The organism is Micromonospora chersina, assembly GCF_900091475.1.
GTDB classification, from domain to species: Bacteria; Actinomycetota; Actinomycetes; order Mycobacteriales; family Micromonosporaceae; genus Micromonospora; species Micromonospora chersina.
Genome location: NZ_FMIB01000002.1, coordinates 3416125 through 3433940, shown reverse-complemented (window position 1 = coordinate 3433940; position 17816 = coordinate 3416125). Strand labels below are relative to the sequence as shown.

Annotated in this window: 14 protein-coding genes; 7 read left to right on the top strand and 7 right to left on the bottom strand. The window is 73.5% G+C overall.

What is annotated here, in order from left to right; genetic code table 11:
• Nucleotides 1-99: 99 nt before the first annotated feature.
• From GA0070603_RS15680 to GA0070603_RS15670, 3 genes are all read left to right on the top strand, one after another.
• Nucleotides 100-795: a DUF4245 domain-containing protein gene (locus GA0070603_RS15680; RefSeq protein WP_091313968.1), complete on the top strand. Its 696-nt coding sequence runs from the start codon at nt 100-102 to the stop codon at nt 793-795.
• A gap of 112 nt (nt 796-907) precedes the next feature.
• On the top strand, nt 908-1726 hold the full coding sequence (locus GA0070603_RS15675) for a hypothetical protein (RefSeq protein ID WP_091313965.1): 819 nt from the start codon (nt 908-910) through the stop codon (nt 1724-1726).
• 227 nt (nt 1727-1953) lie between these two features.
• Entirely contained in the window at nt 1954-2793 is an 840-nt protein-coding gene (locus GA0070603_RS15670; protein WP_091313961.1) for a hypothetical protein, read from the top strand.
• A 35-nt stretch (nt 2794-2828) separates the two neighbouring features.
• Here GA0070603_RS15670 and GA0070603_RS15665 read toward each other — a convergent pair whose 3' ends face one another.
• Nucleotides 2829-3041, bottom strand: a complete 213-nt coding sequence (locus GA0070603_RS15665; RefSeq protein WP_091321990.1) for an exodeoxyribonuclease VII small subunit — start codon at nt 3039-3041, stop codon at nt 2829-2831.
• Nucleotides 3042-3055: 14 nt separating this feature from the next.
• On the bottom strand, nt 3056-4270 hold the full coding sequence (xseA, locus tag GA0070603_RS15660; RefSeq protein ID WP_091313958.1) for an exodeoxyribonuclease VII large subunit: 1215 nt from the start codon (nt 4268-4270) through the stop codon (nt 3056-3058).
• Nucleotides 4271-4401: 131 nt separating this feature from the next.
• On the opposite strand from xseA, the gene GA0070603_RS15655 reads away from it, so the two are divergent.
• The gene (locus GA0070603_RS15655) at nt 4402-5385 is read left to right on the top strand and encodes a 4-hydroxy-3-methylbut-2-enyl diphosphate reductase (RefSeq protein WP_091313953.1); all 984 of its coding nucleotides are present in this window, start codon (nt 4402-4404) and stop codon (nt 5383-5385) included.
• 41 nt (nt 5386-5426) lie between these two features.
• The gene (locus tag GA0070603_RS15650) at nt 5427-5843 is read left to right on the top strand and encodes a hypothetical protein (protein WP_091313950.1); all 417 of its coding nucleotides are present in this window, start codon (nt 5427-5429) and stop codon (nt 5841-5843) included.
• 66 nt (nt 5844-5909) lie between these two features.
• On the opposite strand, the gene GA0070603_RS15645 is transcribed toward GA0070603_RS15650, so the two are convergent.
• Together GA0070603_RS15645 and rmuC are read right to left on the bottom strand one after the other, a co-directional pair.
• The gene (locus tag GA0070603_RS15645; protein ID WP_091313947.1) at nt 5910-9212 is read right to left on the bottom strand and encodes a S8 family serine peptidase; all 3303 of its coding nucleotides are present in this window, start codon (nt 9210-9212) and stop codon (nt 5910-5912) included.
• A gap of 146 nt (nt 9213-9358) precedes the next feature.
• The gene (gene rmuC / locus GA0070603_RS15640; protein ID WP_091313943.1) at nt 9359-10537 is read right to left on the bottom strand and encodes a DNA recombination protein RmuC; all 1179 of its coding nucleotides are present in this window, start codon (nt 10535-10537) and stop codon (nt 9359-9361) included.
• 55 nt (nt 10538-10592) lie between these two features.
• Between rmuC and GA0070603_RS15635 the strand changes: the two genes are divergently transcribed.
• Nucleotides 10593-11441, top strand: a complete 849-nt coding sequence (locus tag GA0070603_RS15635) for a hypothetical protein (RefSeq protein ID WP_091321989.1) — start codon at nt 10593-10595, stop codon at nt 11439-11441.
• A 63-nt stretch (nt 11442-11504) separates the two neighbouring features.
• On the opposite strand, the gene ppc is transcribed toward GA0070603_RS15635, so the two are convergent.
• Nucleotides 11505-14291, bottom strand: coding sequence for a phosphoenolpyruvate carboxylase (gene ppc, locus GA0070603_RS15630; RefSeq protein WP_091313940.1), 2787 nt, complete (start codon nt 14289-14291; stop codon nt 11505-11507).
• Between the two features lie 123 nt (nt 14292-14414).
• The gene (locus GA0070603_RS15625) at nt 14415-15467 is read right to left on the bottom strand and encodes an ABC-2 transporter permease (protein ID WP_091313936.1); all 1053 of its coding nucleotides are present in this window, start codon (nt 15465-15467) and stop codon (nt 14415-14417) included.
• Nucleotides 15468-15551: 84 nt separating this feature from the next.
• Here GA0070603_RS15625 and GA0070603_RS15620 point away from each other — a divergent pair, with 84 nt between their 5' ends.
• A complete protein-coding gene (locus GA0070603_RS15620) occupies nt 15552-16592 on the top strand; it encodes a S66 family peptidase (protein ID WP_091313933.1) in 1041 nt (346 codons plus the stop codon).
• Here GA0070603_RS15620 and GA0070603_RS15615 read toward each other — a convergent pair.
• Nucleotides 16586-17791, bottom strand: coding sequence for an FAD-dependent monooxygenase (locus tag GA0070603_RS15615; RefSeq protein ID WP_091313929.1), 1206 nt, complete (start codon nt 17789-17791; stop codon nt 16586-16588). The genes GA0070603_RS15620 and GA0070603_RS15615 overlap by 7 nt on opposite strands.
• Between the last annotated feature and the right edge of the window lie 25 nt (nt 17792-17816).

The following is a 17816-nucleotide window of genomic DNA, read 5'->3' as shown; positions in this document are numbered from 1 at the left end:
CGGTTTTGTCGCTGATCCTCACACGATCTCAGGTTCGCCGCCGGAGCGGGGCGGAGGAGGCCAGGATCACGTCACTCGGACGGCTGCGAGAATGGCCGTGTGGAACCCGCACAGCCTGCCGACCGCGCACCGACCGACGCCACCCCGCCGGACGGCCAGCCGCCGGTGCGACCGACCGCCGGGGCGACCCCGCCGGCCGGGGAGCCGGCCCTGGTCGAGCCGACCGGGCCCGTGCCGGCGGTGGACGCGGGCGAGCACCCCGCCCCGCCCGCCCGGAAGGAGAAGGCCCGGTCCGAGCGGTCGCCGAAGGACATGGCGCTCTCGCTGCTGGTCCTGCTGGTCCCGATCGCCCTGCTCATCGCCTTCTACCGGGGTTTCCTCGGCGGGGACTCGCCGGTCACCGTCGACCCCGCGCCCGCCGTCGAGCAGGCCCGCGCGACCAATGCCTTCCCGGTCGCGCAGCCGCGGGACCTGGGCTCCGACTGGCGTACGGTCAGCGCCCGCTTCCAGACCGAGCCCGGCGGCGGCACGCTGCGCATCGGCTACCTGACCCCGGAGGGCCGGGGCGCGCAGCTCGTGGAGAGCAACGTGCCGGCGGAGAAGCTGCTGCCGGCCGAGCTGAGCGGCGGCCAGCCGCAGGGTCCGGCCGAACTGCCCGGCGGGGTGAGCTGGCAGCGCTACACCGCCCGGGGCAACGAGCAGGCCCTCGTCCTGCTGGAGCCGAACCGCACGGTGATCGTCGTGGGCGACGCCCGGGAGTCGGAGCTGCGCGAGCTGGCCACCGCGCTGCGCTGACCGCCCCCGCCGCCGCTGCCCCCCCGGGGCCGGCGGCGGTCCGCTACTCTGCCCGGGCCCGACAAACCGGTACGCGTGACGCGTCCCGGACAGCAACCGGAAAGAGATACCCGTGAACATTCGACGGTGGAGCGTCGGCGTCCTCGCCGCCGCCCTGTTCGTCCCCGGTCTGGCCGCCTGCAAGACCGAGGCCGACTCGCCGACCGCCGACAGCAAGTCCACCGCCCCGGCGGTGCCCGCGGACCCGAAGGAGGCGCTCGCCGCCTCCACCAAGGAGATCCAGAAGGGCAACTTCAGCTTCGCCATCAAGGGTGGCGAGTTCAACGGCGACGGCAAGGTGCACATGCCGTCCAAGAGCGCCGAGATGAAGATGTCCAGCGGCGCGTCCGCCGCCGAGGACTTCTCCATGACCATGCACCTGGTGTTCATCGACACCGACAGCTGGCTCAAGCTCGACCTGGACGGCGCGATGGCCGACGCCATCCCGGGCTTCAAGGCGACCAAGGGCAAGTACCAGCACCTGGACCGCACCCGGATCAAGGACGCCAAGGAGCTGAACTTCGACTTCAGCGACGTGGACCCGGCCGGCAGCGACAAGATGATCAAGGCCATCACCGACGTCAGGAAGACGGGCGAGGGCACCTACGAGGGCACCCTCGACGCCAGCAAGGCCGCCGACTCGGACCTGCTCGACGCCGACACCGTCAAGGCCCTCGGCACCAAGGCCACCGCCGTGCCGTTCACCGCCAAGCTCGACGCGCAGGGCCGGCTCACCGAGTTCGCCGTGGAGGTGCCGGCCGCCGGCGCCGCCGAGGCGCAGACCGTGACCGTCACCTACGCCGAGTACGGCACCGCCACCCCGGTGCAGACCCCGCCGGCCGCCCAGGTCGTCGAGGCACCCGCCAGCGTCTACGAGATGTTCAAGGGCTGATCCTCCGGCGGTCGGGGACGGCTCGCGCCGTCCCCGACCGCCGCCTCCGGTGCCGTCGCGCACCGGACAGGGATTGCGGAACACCGCTTCAGGGAACAGAAGGGGGCACGAGCCCGCCGGGGCCGACCACCGGCTGGATCGGGCTCGTGCGCCGGAGCCGGCGTCCGGGCTGCGGCGCCCGACTCCGGCACCTCCGTGGGCCGGACGACCCACCTGGAGAGGTTGACGTGAAGATTCGACGCTTCAGCGCCACCGCGTTCGCCGCGGCGCTGCTCATTCCCGGCCTGGCTGCCTGCAACGACACCGGCACCGCCGGAGCGGGGGCCTCCGCGACCCCGGCCGCCTCCGGCAGCATCGCACCGAGCGGCACGCCCGCCGGCGACGCCAAGCAGGCCCTGCTGGACTCCACCAACGCGATCCGCGACGGGAACTTCCGGTTCACCATGTCCGGCGCGGGCTCCACCGCCGAGGGGCAGGTGCACGAGCCCAGCCAGAGCGCCGAGATGCGGATGACGATCGGCGACCCGTCGTCGGACCTGATGATGAAGCTGGACCTGATCCACGCCAAGCCGGACAGCTGGGTCAAGCTGGAACTGGGCGGCAAGGCCGCCGCCAGCGTGCCGGGGCTCAAGAACCTCAACCTCGGCAAGTACCAGCACCTCGACCAGACCCGGATCAAGGGCAACCGGGCGCTCGGCTTCGACTTCGACAAGGTCGACCCCGCCGGCAGCGCGGTGCTGACCCAGGGCGTCACCGAGGTGCGGAAGACCGGCGACGGCGCGTACGCGGGCACCGTCGACGTGTCGAAGGCGGCCGAGGCGGGCTCGCTCGACCCGGCCGTGATCACCGCGCTCGGCGCGCAGGCCCAGTCGGTGCCGTTCACCGCCAAGGTCGACACGCAGGGCCGGCTCAGCGAGCTGGTGCTGCAGATCCCGGCCGCCGGCCAGAGCGCCGCGCAGGACCTGAAGATCACCTACTCGGACTACGGCAGCGCCACCGCCGCGCAGAAGCCCCCGGCCGACCAGGTCGTCGAGGCGCCGCCGGAGTTCTACAACCTGTTCAACTGAGCGTGCCGGCGGGACGGCTCCGGCCGTCCCGCCGCTCAGTCCTCGGCGCGCTGCCGGGCGGCGTCGATGCGGGCCCGGGCGCCGTCCAGCCAGCGCTGGCAGATCCCGGCGAGCTGCTCGCCGCGCTCCCAGAGCGCCAGTGACTCCTCCAGCGAGGTGCCGCCCGCCTCCAGCCGCTCGACCACCGAGGCCAGCTCGCCCCGGGCCTGCTCGTAGCTGAGCTGCTCGTCCTTGGTCGTGTCAGTCATCGGGTCCCATTCCATCAGCCGTCCACGGTGGCGGTCAGCTCGCCCTCGGCGAGGCGTACGCGCAGCGGGTCGCCCTTGGCCACCTCGGACGCGGCGCGGACCACGTGCCCGTCGGCGCGCTGGACGATGGCGTAGCCGCGGTCGAGGGTGGCTGCGGGGGAGAGGGCGCGCAGCCGCGCCAGGGTGTGCCGCAGGTCGTCGGTGGCGGCGCCCAGCCGGTGGTCCAGGCAGCGGCCGGTCCGGTCGCGCAGCGCGGCGACGTCGGTGGCCCGCTGGTCGACCATCACCTGCGGGCGGGCCAGGACCGGGCGGGAGCGCAGCAGGTCCAGCCGGTGCTGCTCCCGGTCGACCAGGTTGCGCACGGCCCGCTCCAGCCGGGACCGCGCCTGGCCGATGAGGCGCACCTCCTCGGTGAGGTCGGGCACGATCCGCTTCGCGGCGTCGGTAGGCGTCGAGGCGCGCACGTCGGCGACGTAGTCGAGCAGTGGGGCGTCGGTCTCGTGGCCGATCGCGCTGACCACCGGCGTGCGGCAGGCGAAGACCGCCCGGCAGAGCGCCTCGTCGGAGAAGGGCAGCAGGTCCTCGATGCTGCCGCCGCCGCGGGCGATGACGATCACGTCGATCGTCGGGTCGGCGTCGAGCACCTTGAGCGCGCCCACGATGTCGGGCACGGCGCTGGGCCCCTGCACGGCCACGTTGACCGTCCGGAACTCCACGGCCGGCCACCGGCGGCGGGCGTTGGTCAGCACGTCGCGCTCGGCGGCCGAGGCGCGGCCCGTGATCAGCCCGACGCGGCCGGGCAGGAAGGGCGGCCGGCGCTTGCGGGCCCGGTCGAAGAGCCCCTCGGCGGCCAGCAGCTTCTTGAGCTTCTCCAGCCGGGCCAGCAGCTCGCCGAGCCCGACCTGGCGGATCTCGTCGGCGCGGAGGCTGAGCGTGCCCCGGGCGGCGTAGAACTCGGGCTTGGCGTGCAGCACCACCCGGGCGCCCTCGCGCAGCTCGGGCGCGCCCGCGTCGAGCACGTCGCGGTTGGTGGTGACGGTCAAGCTGAGATCCGCCGACGGGTCACGCAGCGTCAGGAAGACGGTGCTCGCCCCGGGCCGCCGGCTGATCTGCGCCACCTGCCCGTCGACCCAGACCCACCCCAGGCGGGCGATCCAGGCACCGACCTTCTGGCTCACCACCCGGACCGGCCACGGCTCCTCGGACGTGCTCCGCTCCCCCTCGCTCACCCGCCCACCCTAAGCCCCACCCCCGACCGACCCCGCGTCGATCATGCGGTTGACGGTGATGTCGATCTCCGTGACCGCCGGCCACCTCATGATCGACGGGCCGGCCGGGAGCCGGCACGTACGATGGTCGGGTGACTGAGGCTGAGACTTCCCGGACCGGCAAGCGCGTGCTCCTGGCCAAGCCCCGCGGCTACTGCGCGGGCGTGGACCGGGCGGTGCAGACCGTCGAGGAGGCGCTGAAGCTCTACGGCGCGCCGATCTACGTCCGCAAGCAGATCGTGCACAACAAGCACGTGGTGCAGACGCTGGAGGCCAAGGGCGCGATCTTCGTGGAGGAGAACGAGGAGGTGCCGGAGGGCGCCACCGTCATCTTCTCCGCCCACGGCGTGGCCCCCGAGGTCTACGAGCAGGCCAAGGTGCGCTCGCTCAAGGCGATCGACGCGACGTGCCCGCTCGTCACCAAGGTGCACCAGGAGGCCCGGCGGTTCGCCGCCGAGGACTACGACATCCTGCTCATCGGCCACGAGGGGCACGAGGAGGTCATCGGCACCGCCGGTGAGGCGCCCGCGCACATCCAGCTCGTGGACGGCCCGGACGGCGTCGACAAGGTGACCGTGCGCGACCCCGAGAAGGTTGTCTGGCTCTCCCAGACCACCCTCTCGGTCGACGAGACCCTGGAGACCGTGGCCCGGCTCAAGCAGCGGCTGCCGCTGCTCCAGTCGCCGCCCAGCGACGACATCTGCTACGCCACCTCCAACCGCCAGCACGTGGTTAAGGAGATCGCCCCGGACTGCGACGTGGTGATCGTGGTGGGCTCGCGGAACTCCTCGAACTCGGTCCGCCTGGTCGAGGTGGCGCTGGACGCCGGCGCCCGAGCCGGATACCTGGTCGACTTCGCCCACGAGATCGACGACGCCTGGCTGGCGGGGGCCCGCACCGTGGGGTTGACCTCGGGCGCCAGCGTGCCGGACGAGCTGGTCCAGCAGGTCCTCGCGCACCTGGCCGAGCGCGGCTTCGCCGACGTCGAGGAGATCACCACCGCCAACGAGCGGCTGACCTTCTCGCTGCCGCAGGAGCTCAAGCGGGACCTGAAGGCCGCGGCGGCCCGCGGCTGACCGGCCGGAACGAAACGACCGCCCGCCACGTCCAAGCGCTCATGAAGACTCCTCGGACAGCGCTCGTCGCCCTGCTCGCCGGCGCGGCGCTGACCGCCTGCGCCGGCCCGGGCGCCGAGCCCGCCGGCCACACCCCGACGGGAGCCACCCCGGTGACCAGCCAGCCCGACCCCGGCCCCAGCACCGGCCCGAGCATCGGCCCCAGCCGCCCGGATCCCACCTGGAAGGGCGGCCCGTCGAAGCCGCCCGGCCCCGGCGCCACCACGCTCACCGGCACGATCCGCGCCGGCGTCGAGCCGAACTGCCTGCTGATCGACGACCACCTGCTGATCGGCGGCCCGCGCGACGTGCTCACGCCCGGCGCCCGGGTGGAGGTCACCGGCCACGCGGAGCCCGGCATGATGACCACCTGCCAGCAGGGCACCCCGTTCGTCGTCGAATCCGCCCGCCGCGCCTGAGCGCACCCCGGGAAACGGCGAAGCCCCGCCCCCCGGACGAGGGGCGGGGCTTCTGGACTCAGCGGGTCAGCTGACCGCGCCGACCTCCACCGAGCCGCGGCCGACGACCGCGCCCTCCGTGGTGGTCACGGCCAGGTCACCGTAGAGCTCCCGGCCGGCGGCCGGGGTGGCCTGGGCGGTCACCGTGCCGGTCAGGGTGGCGGTGGCGCCGTTGGCCAGGGCCAGCGGGGTGCTGGGGGCCGAGAGCGAACCCAGCGCCGGGGCGGCGAAGGAGTCGCGGTAGTCGTACGCGGTGGTCGGGTCGCTCATCGCGTAGCCGTCCACGACCACCCGGTAGGTGCCGGCGGCCGGGTTGGACAGGGTGACCGCCTCCTCCGAGTCACCGTCGGCCGACTGGCCCACCCGGGTCGCGCCGAGGAAGACCGACAGGTCCAGGTCGGCGCTCAGGTCGGACGGGTTGCCGATCCGCGCGGTGAACGAGGTGGCCCCCGCCGGGACGTCCACCGTGTACTCCTGGCGGGCGCCCTGGGCGATGCTCGGCCGCTCGGCGTGCACGCTGGCCAGCGGGCCGCCGACGCCGGTCACCTGCACCGGGCCGAAGACGTTGGTCAGGCCCCAGCTCACCTCGGTCGGGGTGCCGGCGGTCACCGACGGCAGCTCGACCACGGCCGGCTCGACCTTGACGCCCTGCACCCGCGCCTGCAACTGGAACGGGTTGTCCAGCGTCGGCGAGGTACGCCGGGCCTCCACCTCGATCTCCCAGACGCCCGGCAGCGGGTTCTGGTAGTCCCGCTCCTGCGGCTTGCAGGCGGCGGCGTCGGAGAAGTTGGTGTAGCAGCCGGTGCTCGCGGTGCTCTCGACCGGCACGCCGTACGGGTTGAAGGCGATGAACCGGGTCTGCGAGCCGGTGGCGATGCCGGAGAGGTTGACCTGGAGCGCGCCCGCGCCCTCCGGGACCGTCACGAAGTACGAGGTGAAGCTGTTCCGCTCGACCGAACCCTCGGTGGAGAAGGAGTAGGCCGGGGCGGAGACCGCGGCCGAGGCGACCACGACGGTGGCGACCTCGAAGTCGACCACCGAGGTGGCCGGGTCGTCGACGGTCATGATCGCGCCGTGCGCGCCGGCGGTCAGCGGCTTGGCCTTCACCTTGACGGTGACCGTCTTGTTCAGCGGCAGCCACACGACCGCGGGGGCCGAGAAGGTGCCGTCGTTGCCGCGGAAGGCGACGTTGTGCTGGAGGCCCTTGTTCGGGCCGCTGGTGCGGGTCACCTTGACCTCGTAGTAGCGGCTCTCCTTGACCTGCTGCCCGCCCTCGCCGGCCGCGCAGCGGTTGTAGATGCCGGTGCCCACGTTCGGGGTCGGCTCGAAGCCGCCGCTGGCCGGGTTGTACCGGGTCAGGTTGGCCGACAGCTCGGTGCAGACCGGCGCCGTGGAGGTGTAGGTCCGGGTCTGCACGCCGGCGGCGAGCAGGTCCCACGCACCGGGCACGTTGAACATGCCGTAGCCCTGGGCGTACGTCGGGACGCCCGCGATCGGCTTGGCGGAGGTGTAGATGGCCCGGCGCAGCGCGGCCGGGGTGACGCCCTTGTCGGTCGCCTTGGCCGCCGACAGCAGCAGCGCGGCGGCGCCGGTGGCCTGCGGCGAGGCCATCGAGGTGCCGTTCAGCATCTGGTAGCCCGGGGGCAGCGGGTAGCCGGCCTCGGGGACCGGGTTGCCGGGCTGCCAGGTCGGCGCCGTGGAGATGGCGGAGCCGGGGGCGGAGATGTTGGGCTTGAAGCCGCCGTCCTCACGCGGGCCGCGCGAGGAGAAGTTGAACAGCGCGTTGTCCTTGCGGACGACCGAGCCGTAGTTGGCCAGCCAGGTCTCCTTGCTGACGTTCGCGGCCACGCTCACCACGTTGCCGGCCACCGAGGGGTCGCCGATCGTGTTCAGGCCCGGGCCGGAGTTGCCGGCCGAGATGAACATCTGCACGCCGTACGTGGTGATCAGGCTGTTGTAGAGCTCGGAGCGGGCGTTGGCGCCGTCGTTCAGCGCCGGCAGGCCGCCGATCGACATGTTGATCACGTCGACCTTGCGGTTGACGACCAGGTCCACCATGCCGGTGGTGAGCGCCGCGGCGGTGCAGCCGCCGCCCCACGAGCAGGCCCGGGCGGAGACCAGCTTGGCGCCCGGGGCGGCGCCGTCGAAGGCGCTGTTGCCCAGCATGTCGTTGGCGGCGGTGATGCCGGCGACGTGGGTGCCGTGGGTGCTCTCGATGATGCCGATGTTGACGAAGTCGTAGTACGGGCCGGCCTGGCCGTCGGCCGGCGCGATGTCCACGTTCTTGCGGTACTCGACCACGAACGGGATCTGCTCGCGCACCGCGGTGGCCGGGTTGTCCGTGCCGAAGTGGCCGACCTGGAACTTCTCCTTGTACGGCCGCATCGGCTCGTCGTCGGTGAAGTCGTTGTTCTGGTTGGCGTCGACCCGGATGTCGCCGTTGGCCGGGTTGTAGAGGATGCCCCAGAAGTCGCTGGTGTCGCCGTCGCGGTTGACGTCGCCCCGCGCGTCGCTGCCCGCGGTGATGTTCTCGCGGAACACGTTGAACTTGTACGAGCCGGCGGGCGCGGTCCAGGTGCCCAGCGTGGTGGTGAACGAGGGGCCGGCCACGTCGGTGGCCATGGCGCGCCAGGAGGCGTCCTCGAGCGGGTCGGTCGCGGTGACCCAGTCGACGATCTTGCGCTCGCCCGTGGTGGTCTTCTGCAGCGCCGGCTGGTCCAGGTCAACCCCGGAGTCCATGATGCCGATGGTCACGCCGCGGCCGTCCCACTCCGGGTGCGCGGCCTTGAAGGCCTCCGCGCCGGTCTCGTTGGTCGGCATGTACGGGTTGACCGGGCCGGTGTCGGCGCCGGGCCCGGCCAGGGTCTCGCCCTGCGCGGCGGTCTTCGCCCCGGCGGGCGCGGCCTCGGGAGCCGGGTCGGGGAGCTTGATGGTCTCGTCGAGGTCGACGGCGGAGACGCCGGGGAGCGTCGCGGCCTTGAGGACCTTCGCGGTGGGGACCTTGGCCAGCAGGTAGCCGACCTGGTCGTAGCGCTGGCTCACGGAGGCGCCCAGGCCGGCCAGCCCGTCGGCGACCTTCTTGGCCGAGCCCTTCTTGGCGGCGATGATCAGGGTGACGGTCGGAGCGTGCTTCGCCTCCGCCTCGTCCAGGAGCTTGGCGTCGTGGGCGCCCAGCGTCTTCGCGGCGGTCGGCTGCGGGACGTCGGGGGCGGCGGCGGGGGCTGCGCTCGCGGTCGCGGCGCCACCCCCGACGGTCATGGCGCCGGCCGCCAGGACCGAGGCGAAGAGCGCGGCGGAGGTACGCCGGCTCCGGTTGCGGGGTTGACTCACGTTCTCTTCCTCCAGAGAACAGGGCCCTACAGAAACAGGGCACACGTGACCGTGATCCTTCGGTCTCGCCCTGCCGGTGTCACTACTCCGAAGTAGGTTGTGACCACTCCGTGACTCGGATCGGCCGTCATCGTCATACGGTTGTGTCAACCGTCGATGTCTACCGACCGATCGACCGATGTGGACATCCCCTCCACCAGCTCCGGGGCCTGCGGCTGGCGGGGCGCCAGCTCGACCTGTGCGGGGGCGGCCAACTCCTGGTCGGAGACGCCCAGCTCGGCCAGCTTGCGGGCGCTGACCAGCACCCGCGCCTCCAGCGAGCCGACCGCCCGGTTGTAGGCCGTCACCGCCCCGCCGAGCGCGCCGCCGAGCTTGCCGACGTGATCGCCCAGGGTGGACAGCCGCCCGTAGAGCTCGCGGGCCAGCGAGTGGACGGTGGCCGCGTTGCGGGCCAGCGCCTCCTGCCGCCAGGAGTAGGCCACCGTGCGCAGCAGCGCCACCAGGGTGGCCGGCGTGGCCAGCACGACGTTTCGGGCGAAGGCGTGCTCCAGCAGCGACGGGTCGCGCTGCAACGCCACGTCGAGGAACGGGTCGGCCGGCACGAACAGCACCACGAACTCGGGAGTCTGGTCGAACGCCGCCCAGTAGGTCTTGGCGGCGAGCCCGTCGACGTGCGCCCGCAGGTGCCGGGCGTGCGCGTCGAGGTGGGTGTCCCGCCCCCGCTCGTCGCGCGCCTCCATGGCGGTCAGGTAGGCGTCGAAGGGCGCCTTGGCGTCGACCACCACCGTGCGGCCGCCGTGCAGCCGGACCACCAGGTCGGGGCGGACGCCCTGGTGGTCGGTGGCCGCGGTGACCTGCTCGTTGAAGTCGCAGTGCTCCAGCATGCCGGCGGCCTCGACGATCCGGCGCAGCTGGTGCTCGCCCCACCGGCCGCGCACCTGCGGGGCCCGCAGCGCCGCCACGAGCTGCTTGGTCTCGGTGCGCAGCTCGCCGGAGACCGCGCTCATGGACCGCACCTGCTCGCGCAGCTCGGCGTAGGCGTCGACCCGGTCGCGCTCCAACTCGGCGACCCGCTGCTCGTAGCGGCGGAGGGTCTCGTGCAGCGGAGCCACGGCCCGGGCCACCGCCTCCTGGGACTGCGCGGTCGCCTCGTAGCTGAGCGCCCGCATGGACTGCTCCAGCCGCCCCTCGCCCTCGCGGGTGGCGGCAAGCGTCGCCTCCAGCCGGGCGATCTCGGTCGCCGAGCGGGACCGGGCGGCCAGCCAGCCCACCGCGCCGCCCGCGGCGAGGCAGAGCACCACCACGGCCAGCGTCGAGAAGCTCATGCCGAAGAGCTTGCCAAACGGGTACGACGTGCGCCCGCTGGGTACGTTCGAGGTCATGGAGGTTGCCCTGTGGGTGGTCCTGATCCTGATGCTCGGAGGTGCGTTCGTGTTCTGGCGGTGGGGGAGCAGGTCCCGGCGGGCCACCGAGCTGGCCGATGCGCGCGCCGAGGCGCAGCGCTGGTACGAGCGGCTCGGTGGGCAGCTCATGAACCTGCACGGGGACGCCCCGGCCGTCCGCCAGGCGCTGGCCGACGCGGGTGAGCGGTACAACGCGGCCGGTTCGCAGCTGGAGCAGGCCCGCACCCCGCACCAGTTCGCGCTGGCCCGGGAGACCGCGCTGGAGGGGCTGGCGTACATCCGGGCGGCGCGTACCGCCATGGGTATCGACCCGGGCCCGGAGCTGCCGCCGCTGGCCGCCGCCCGAGGAGCGGGGATGCTCACCAAGGAGCGCGAGGTCAACGTGCAGGGGCAGACCTACCGGGCCGGACCCCAGCCGGGAAACCAGACGCCCTACTACTATCCGGGCGGAAACTGGCAGGGTCGGCCGGTGCCGGCCGGCTGGTACTCGACCCCCTGGTGGAAGACGGCGCTCGGCACCGGGGCCGGCGTGCTCGGCGGCATCCTGATCGCCGACGCGCTCTTCTCGCCCGCCTTCGCCGACCCGGGCTACGGCTACGAGGCCGGCTACCAGGAGGGCTTCAACGACGGCTTCGACAACGGCCAGGACCAGGGCCAGGACTACGGCGACCAGGGTCAGGACTTCGGCGACCAGGGTCAGGACTTCGCCGGCCAGGACGTCGGCGGCCAGGGCGACTACTCCGGCGGCTACGGCGGCGGGGACTTCGGCGGCGACTTCGGTGGGGGCGACTTCGGCGGCGGGGACTTCGGCGGCGGCGACTGGTAGCCCGCCCACGCGGACGAGGAAGGCCCCGGTCGGCGCGACCGGGGCCTTCCTCGTCGACCGGGGTCAGCCGGTGTTGCGCATGCCGGCGGCGATGCCGTTGACCGTGGTGAGCAGCGCCCGCTCCAGCGCCGTGCCGTCGTTCGGGGCGCGGCGACCGCCCGGCGCGGTGGCCACGGCGCGGCCCGCGGCGCCGGAGTCCCGGTACTGGCGCAGCAGGGCCACCTGGAGGTGGTGCAGCGGCTCCAGGTACGTGTCCCGCACGGCCAGGGTGCGCTGGAGCACGGGCGAGTTGTCCAGCAGGGCCGGCGAGGCGGTGACCGCCAGCACCTCCTGCTTGGTCAGCTCGTACTCCTGCTCGATCTTCTCGAAGATCGGGTGCAGCTTCTTCGGGACCAGGGTCTCCACGTAGCGCCGGGCGATGCTCAGGTCGGTCTTGGTCAGCATCATCTCGACGTTCGACAGGAACGTGCGGAAGAAGTGCCAGTTCCGGTTCATCTCGGCGAGCACGTCCGCCAGCCCGGCCGCCCGCGCCGCGGCCAGCCCCGAGCCCACGCCGAACCAGCCGGGCACGATCTGCCGGGTCTGCGTCCAGCCGAACACCCACGGGATGGCCCGCAGGCCGGCCAGACCGGCGCCGGTGTTCGGCCGCTTCGCCGGCCGGGAACCGATGTTCAGCGCGCCCAGCAGCTCGGTCGGGGTGGAAGCCCAGAAGTAGGCCGGCAGGTCCGGGTCCTCGACCAGGGACCGGTAGCGCCGGAAGGCCGACTCGGAGACCACGTCCATCGTCGCGTCCCAGCGCTCCAGCATCTCGGCCGGCTGCCGGGGCGCGGTGTGCAGCAGCGTGGCCTGGAGCACCGCGGCCACGGTCAGCTCCAGGTTCTCCCGGGCCAGCGCGGGCAGCGTGTACTTGTCGGAGATGACCTCGCCCTGCTCGGTCACCTTGATCGCGCCGTCGAGCGTGCCGTACGGCTGGGCCAGGATGGCGTCGTGGGTGGGGCCGCCGCCCCGGCCGACCGTGCCGCCCCGGCCGTGGAAGAGCCGCAGGTGTACGCCGTGCCGGGCGGCCACGTCCCGCAGCGCCCGCTGGGCCCGGTGGATGGACCACTGGCTCGTGGTGATGCCCGCCTCCTTGTTCGAGTCGGAGTAGCCCAGCATCACCTCCTGCACGTCGCCGCGGGCCGCCACGAGCGCCCGGTAGGCCGGCAGGGACAGCAGCTCGTCGAGGATCTCGCCGCCGGCGTTCAGCTCGGCCGGGGTCTCCAGCAGCGGCACGATCCCGATCCGGGCCCGGCCGCTGTGCACGTCGACCAGGCCGGCCTCGCGGGCCAGCACGACCGCCGCGAGCACGTCGTCCACGCCGAGGGTCATCGAGATGATGTACGACTCGATCACCTCGGCGCCGAACCGGTCCTGCGCCTCCCGGATCGCCCCGAACACGTCGAACGTCTTCTGCGCCGACTCGGTCAGCGGGCTGTCCTGGGTGGAGAGCGGCCGGCGGCCGGCCAGCTCGTCGGCGAGCAGCTTGGTGCGCTCCAGCCGGGTCAGCGACGGGTAGTCGGACACCTCGCCGACGGCCGCGTAGAGCTGGGTGAGCACCTCGTGGTGCTTCTCGGCGTGCTCCCGGACGTCCATGGTGGCCAGGTGCAGCCCGAACGCGGAGACCGTACGGATGGTCGAGGCGAGCCGGCCCACGGCGGTGAGCTGCCCGGAGTTGCGGGCCAGCGAGGCGCGCAGCAGCTCCAGGTCGGCGATCAGCTCGGCGGAGCCGCGGTAGTCCCGCCCCGGCACGTGCGGGGTGCCGGCGCGCAGGCGCTCCCGGGTGTTGGCCAGCTTGGCCTTCACGCAGCGCGCCTTGAGCCGGTAGGGCTCCTCGGCGTTGACCCGGCGGAACCGGGGCGCCACCTCGGGCAGCGCGTCCAGGTCGGCGGCGAGGCTGGCGGAGAGGTCGAGGGAGACCGCGCGGAGCCGGCGGGAGACGCTGACCTCGTTGATCAGCTCGTCCATCGCCTTCTCGGTGGCCTCGATGCCGTGCTCGTGCTGGATGCGCAGCACCTCGCGGGTGACGGCCGGGGTGACGAACGGGTTGCCGTCCCGGTCGCCGCCGATCCAGGTGCCGAAGGTCAGCGGGCGGGCGGTCGGCGAGGTCTCCACGCCGAGGGTGCGCAGCGTGTCGGCGAGGTCGTCGAGGACCTGCGGGGCGGCCTCGGCGTGCAGGTCGCGCAGGTAGTAGATGGCGTTGCGCGCCTCGTCGGTCGGGTCCGGCCGGTCCAGCCGCAGCTCGTCGGTCTGCCACATGAGGTCGAGCAGCTCGGCAAGGCGCCGGTTGGCCGGGCCCTCGTCGCTGGCGCCGTAGAGGATGGCGTTGGCGGTCTCGGCGTCCAGCTCGTCGGCGACCGCGCGCAGCTTGGACAGGATGGACCGGCGGGCCGCCTCGGTCGGGTGGGCGGTGAAGACCGGGCGTACCGCGAGCCGGCGGGCCGCCGCCGCGATCTCCTCGGCCGGCACCCCGCGCTCGGCGATCATCTTGGCGGCCTGGTCCAGCCAGCCGCCGTGGGTGGCCCGCCGCCGGCGCAGGTCGCGGGCGCGGTGCACCTGCTCGGTGATGTTGGCCAGGTGGAAGTAGGTGGAGAAGGCCCGGGCCAGCTTGGTGCCGGTGGTGACGTCGAGCCCGCCGAGGCGCTGGGCGGCGGCCGGCGGGTCGGAGCGGACCTGGGCGCGGATCTCCTCGACGAGGTCGAGCAGCGGCCGGCCCTCCTGCCGGGCGAGGGTCTGCCCGAGCAGCGTGCCGAGGCGCCGGATGTCGGCCCGGAGAGCGGCGTCGGGGCCGTCGTGGTCGTGCTGGTCGGTCACGGTGCGCTCCTTACGCGAGTACGAAGGACAGCGCTGTCCGACTCTCTGGATGGTATCCGCGCGAGCCCCGGCGGCAGGAGGGGGACCGCGTGATGATCTGCACTCTGGGACGAGCCGGCGCGCTCAGCCATGGGCCGCCGGCGCGTCGGGTGCGTCGGGGCGGGCGCGCGCCCGGGCGGCCCGGCGGTGCGCCCGGAAGACCGTCGCGGTGACCAGACCGAGGATCCCGAGCAGGGTCCAGATGGTGAGCCCGGACAGCGCCCAGCCCGTCGAGCGGCGGTCGAAGTAGACCGCCGACTTGATCAGGTCGGTGGCCAGGCCGGGCACGTTCCACCGGTGCATCCCGCGCAGCCAGGCCGGCAGGAACTCCGGGGCGTAGATGCCGCCCGAGCCGGGGTTGCCGAGCACCACCAGCAGCAGGATCACGATGCCGGTGCCGAGCAGCCCGAGCCACGCCTGCACGGCGCTGGCCACCATGGCGGCGGCGAAGACCGCCAGCGCGCCGACCGCCGCGACCGCCGGGATGTCGTGGTGCCAGACGTCGAGCACCGGGCCGACGACGGTGGCGCCCACGATCCCCAGGACGACCGAGTAGACCGCCAGCGCGGCGACCCGCAGCCCGGCCCGGGGCAGGCTGACCGGGGCGGTGCCGGTCCGCAGGCCCAGCGCGGTGGACGCCAGGTAGCCGCCGAGCACGTAGCCGACCGCCAGGTAGAAGGGGACCAGGCCGCGCGGGTCGGTCGACTCGACCGGCACCTCGTCGGTGACCTGGATCGGCAGGTTCGCCTGCCGGGCGGCCTGCCCGAGCACCTGGGTCACCAGTTCGGCGGCGGCCGGGGCGGAGGCGGAGGCGGTGGTCAGGCGCAGCCCGTTGTCCGGGCCGGAGGTGAGCACGCCGTACACCTTTCGGCTGGTGAGGCCGTCGTCGGCGGCGCCCGGGTCGTCGTACTCGATGGGTTCGATCTTGTCGGTGCGCTGGCGCACGGCCGCCATGACGGCCTGGGCGCGCTGGTCGCCGAGGACCACCCCGACCGGCACGTCGCGCGGGGTGGGCTGGTGCAGCGCGCCGACGTAGGCGGCGATGAACGCGGTGGCCAGGGCGAGCGTGCCGAGCAGCAGCGCCGCCGTGCGGGGTAGCCAGTCGCGTACCGGGAGGTTCCGCTGCGCCTCGTCCACGCGGACAGCCTATTGCCCGCATATGCCCGACCCGGGCGGTTTCTTCCGGCGGAATTCGCTGGCCCGGCCCGATAGCTTCGGATCATGGCGCTGCCCCACTACCCCCAGAAGCCGAAGCCGGGCGACCGGGTCGCGGTCGTCTCGCCCTCCGCCGGCCTGCCCGGCCTCTTCCCGCACGTGTACGAGCTGGGCCTCCGCCGGCTCCGCGAGGAGTTCGGGCTGGAGCCGGTGGAGTATCCGACCACCCGGCAGATGGGGGCCGACCCCCGCGACCGGGCGCGGGACCTGACCGCCGCCTTCGCCGACCCGAGCGTCACCGCGGTGCTCGCCACTGTCGGCGGGGACGACCTGATCACGGTCACCCCGTTCCTCGACGACGCGGTACTGCGGGCCAACCCGAAGCCGTACTACGGCTACTCGGACAACACCAACGTCCTCAACCACCTCTACCGGCTGGGGATCGTGGCCTATCACGGGGGCTCGGTGCTGGTGCACCTCGGCCGGTCCGGCGCACCCCACCCGCTCACCTTCGATTCCCTGCGGGCCGCGCTGTTCACCTCCGGCTGGTACGACCTGACCCCGGCGCCCGAGTGGGGCGACGAGCCACGCGACTGGCGGGACCCGGCGACCCTGGCCGACGAGCCGGTGATGTTCCCGGGCGAGGGCTGGCGCTGGCACGGGCCGGCCCGGGTCGTCCAGGGACGCACCTGGGGCGGCTGCCTGGAGATCATCCACTGGCTGATGGCCACCGACCGGGTGCCGTCGGCGGCCGAGCTGGCCGGATCCGTGCTCGTCTTCGAGACCTCCAACGAGCTGCCCGGCGCCCAGGAGGTCTTCCGGATCGTGCGCAACCTGGGCGAGCGCGGGCTGCTCGCCGGCTTCCCGGCCATCGTGGTCGGCCGGCCCAAGGCGTGGGACTTCGAGCGGCCGCACACCCTGGACGAGCGGCTGGCCTGGGGCGAGGCGCAGCGGGAGGCGATCCTCCGGGCCCTCGCCCCGTACGCCGACGACCCCGTGGTGGTCTTCGACGTCGACCTCGGCCACACCGACCCGCAGCTGATCATCCCGTACGGCGGGGAGATCCGGGTCGACGCCGTCGAACGCCGGATCTCGGTGCGCTACTGAGCCTCGCCGGGCACCGTGGCGTGCCAGTCGATGTGGTGACGGTGGACGGGACCGAACATCTGCTCCGGGCTGGGCAGGGCGGGTGGACCGGCCTGTCCGGCCTTGGCGCGGTTGGTGGCGGCCGCATTGCCGCCGATCAGCTCCACCCGGCTCCGGCGCAGCCGCTCGTACGCCCCGAACGCGGCGGCGTGGTCGGGCAGGTCGCGTAGGCAGCGGGCCAGCTCGACAGCGCTCTCGACGGCGAGCGAGGCGCCCTGGCCGGAGCTGGACGAGGGCGCGTGGACCGCGTCGCCGACGAGGACCAGGCGACCCCGGTGCCAGTGCGGCACGGACGGCATCCGCTCCATCGGCCCGGTGGCCATCAGCGTGTCCGGCGCGGTGTGGGCCAGCAGCCGCTCCCCGGGGACGTGGTCCGCGTAGCGCTCGCGCAGCCGCGCCAGCCACTGCTCCGCCGGGATCCGCTGGACCTCCGCCCAGGTGAGCGGCTCGGTGCGGGGGAGGCTGGCGAACCAGCAGACCTGCCCGTCGGGCAGCCGCCACCAGCCGATGAACGACCTGCCGAAGGCGAAGTACATGGTGCCGGGTTCGGCGGGTGTCACGTCGCCGGCGGGCGTCACGGCCCCGGTGGGTGCCACGTCATCGGCGGCCAGGCCGCCGAAGCCGAGCACGCCGGCGTACTCGGGCCCGGGGGCGGCCGGGTCGATGAGCGTCCGGACGGTGGAGCGGATGCCGTCGGCGCCGATCAGCACGTCCGCGTGGGTCGTGCCGCCGTCGGCGAAGACCGCGGTGACCCCGTCGAGACCCTCCTCGGCCCCGACGAGGCGCCGGCCGTATTCGATCTTCACGCCCTGTGCGAGCGCCTGTTCGGTGAGCGCCCGGTGCAGGTCGGCGCGGGCCATCGCATGGGTGGCGGGCAGCCCGGGAAAGCCGTGGAACTCGGCGAGGCGGTTCCCGGCGCCGTCGGCCATGACCACGCCGGGCACCGGATGGCCGACCGCCCGGACCGCCTCCTCGGCCCCGACGATCCGCAGCGCCGCCAGGCCGTTCGGAGCGAGGCTCAGCATCGCTCCGACGCCGTCCGCCCCGCCCGGGTACGCCTCGTGCACCGTCGCCTCGATGCCCGCCCGGGCCAGTGCCATGGCGGCGACCGTGCCGCCGATGCCGCCGCCGATCACCACTGCCGTCCGTACCGTGCCCATCTCCTCGCTCCCTCCCGCCGCGGAA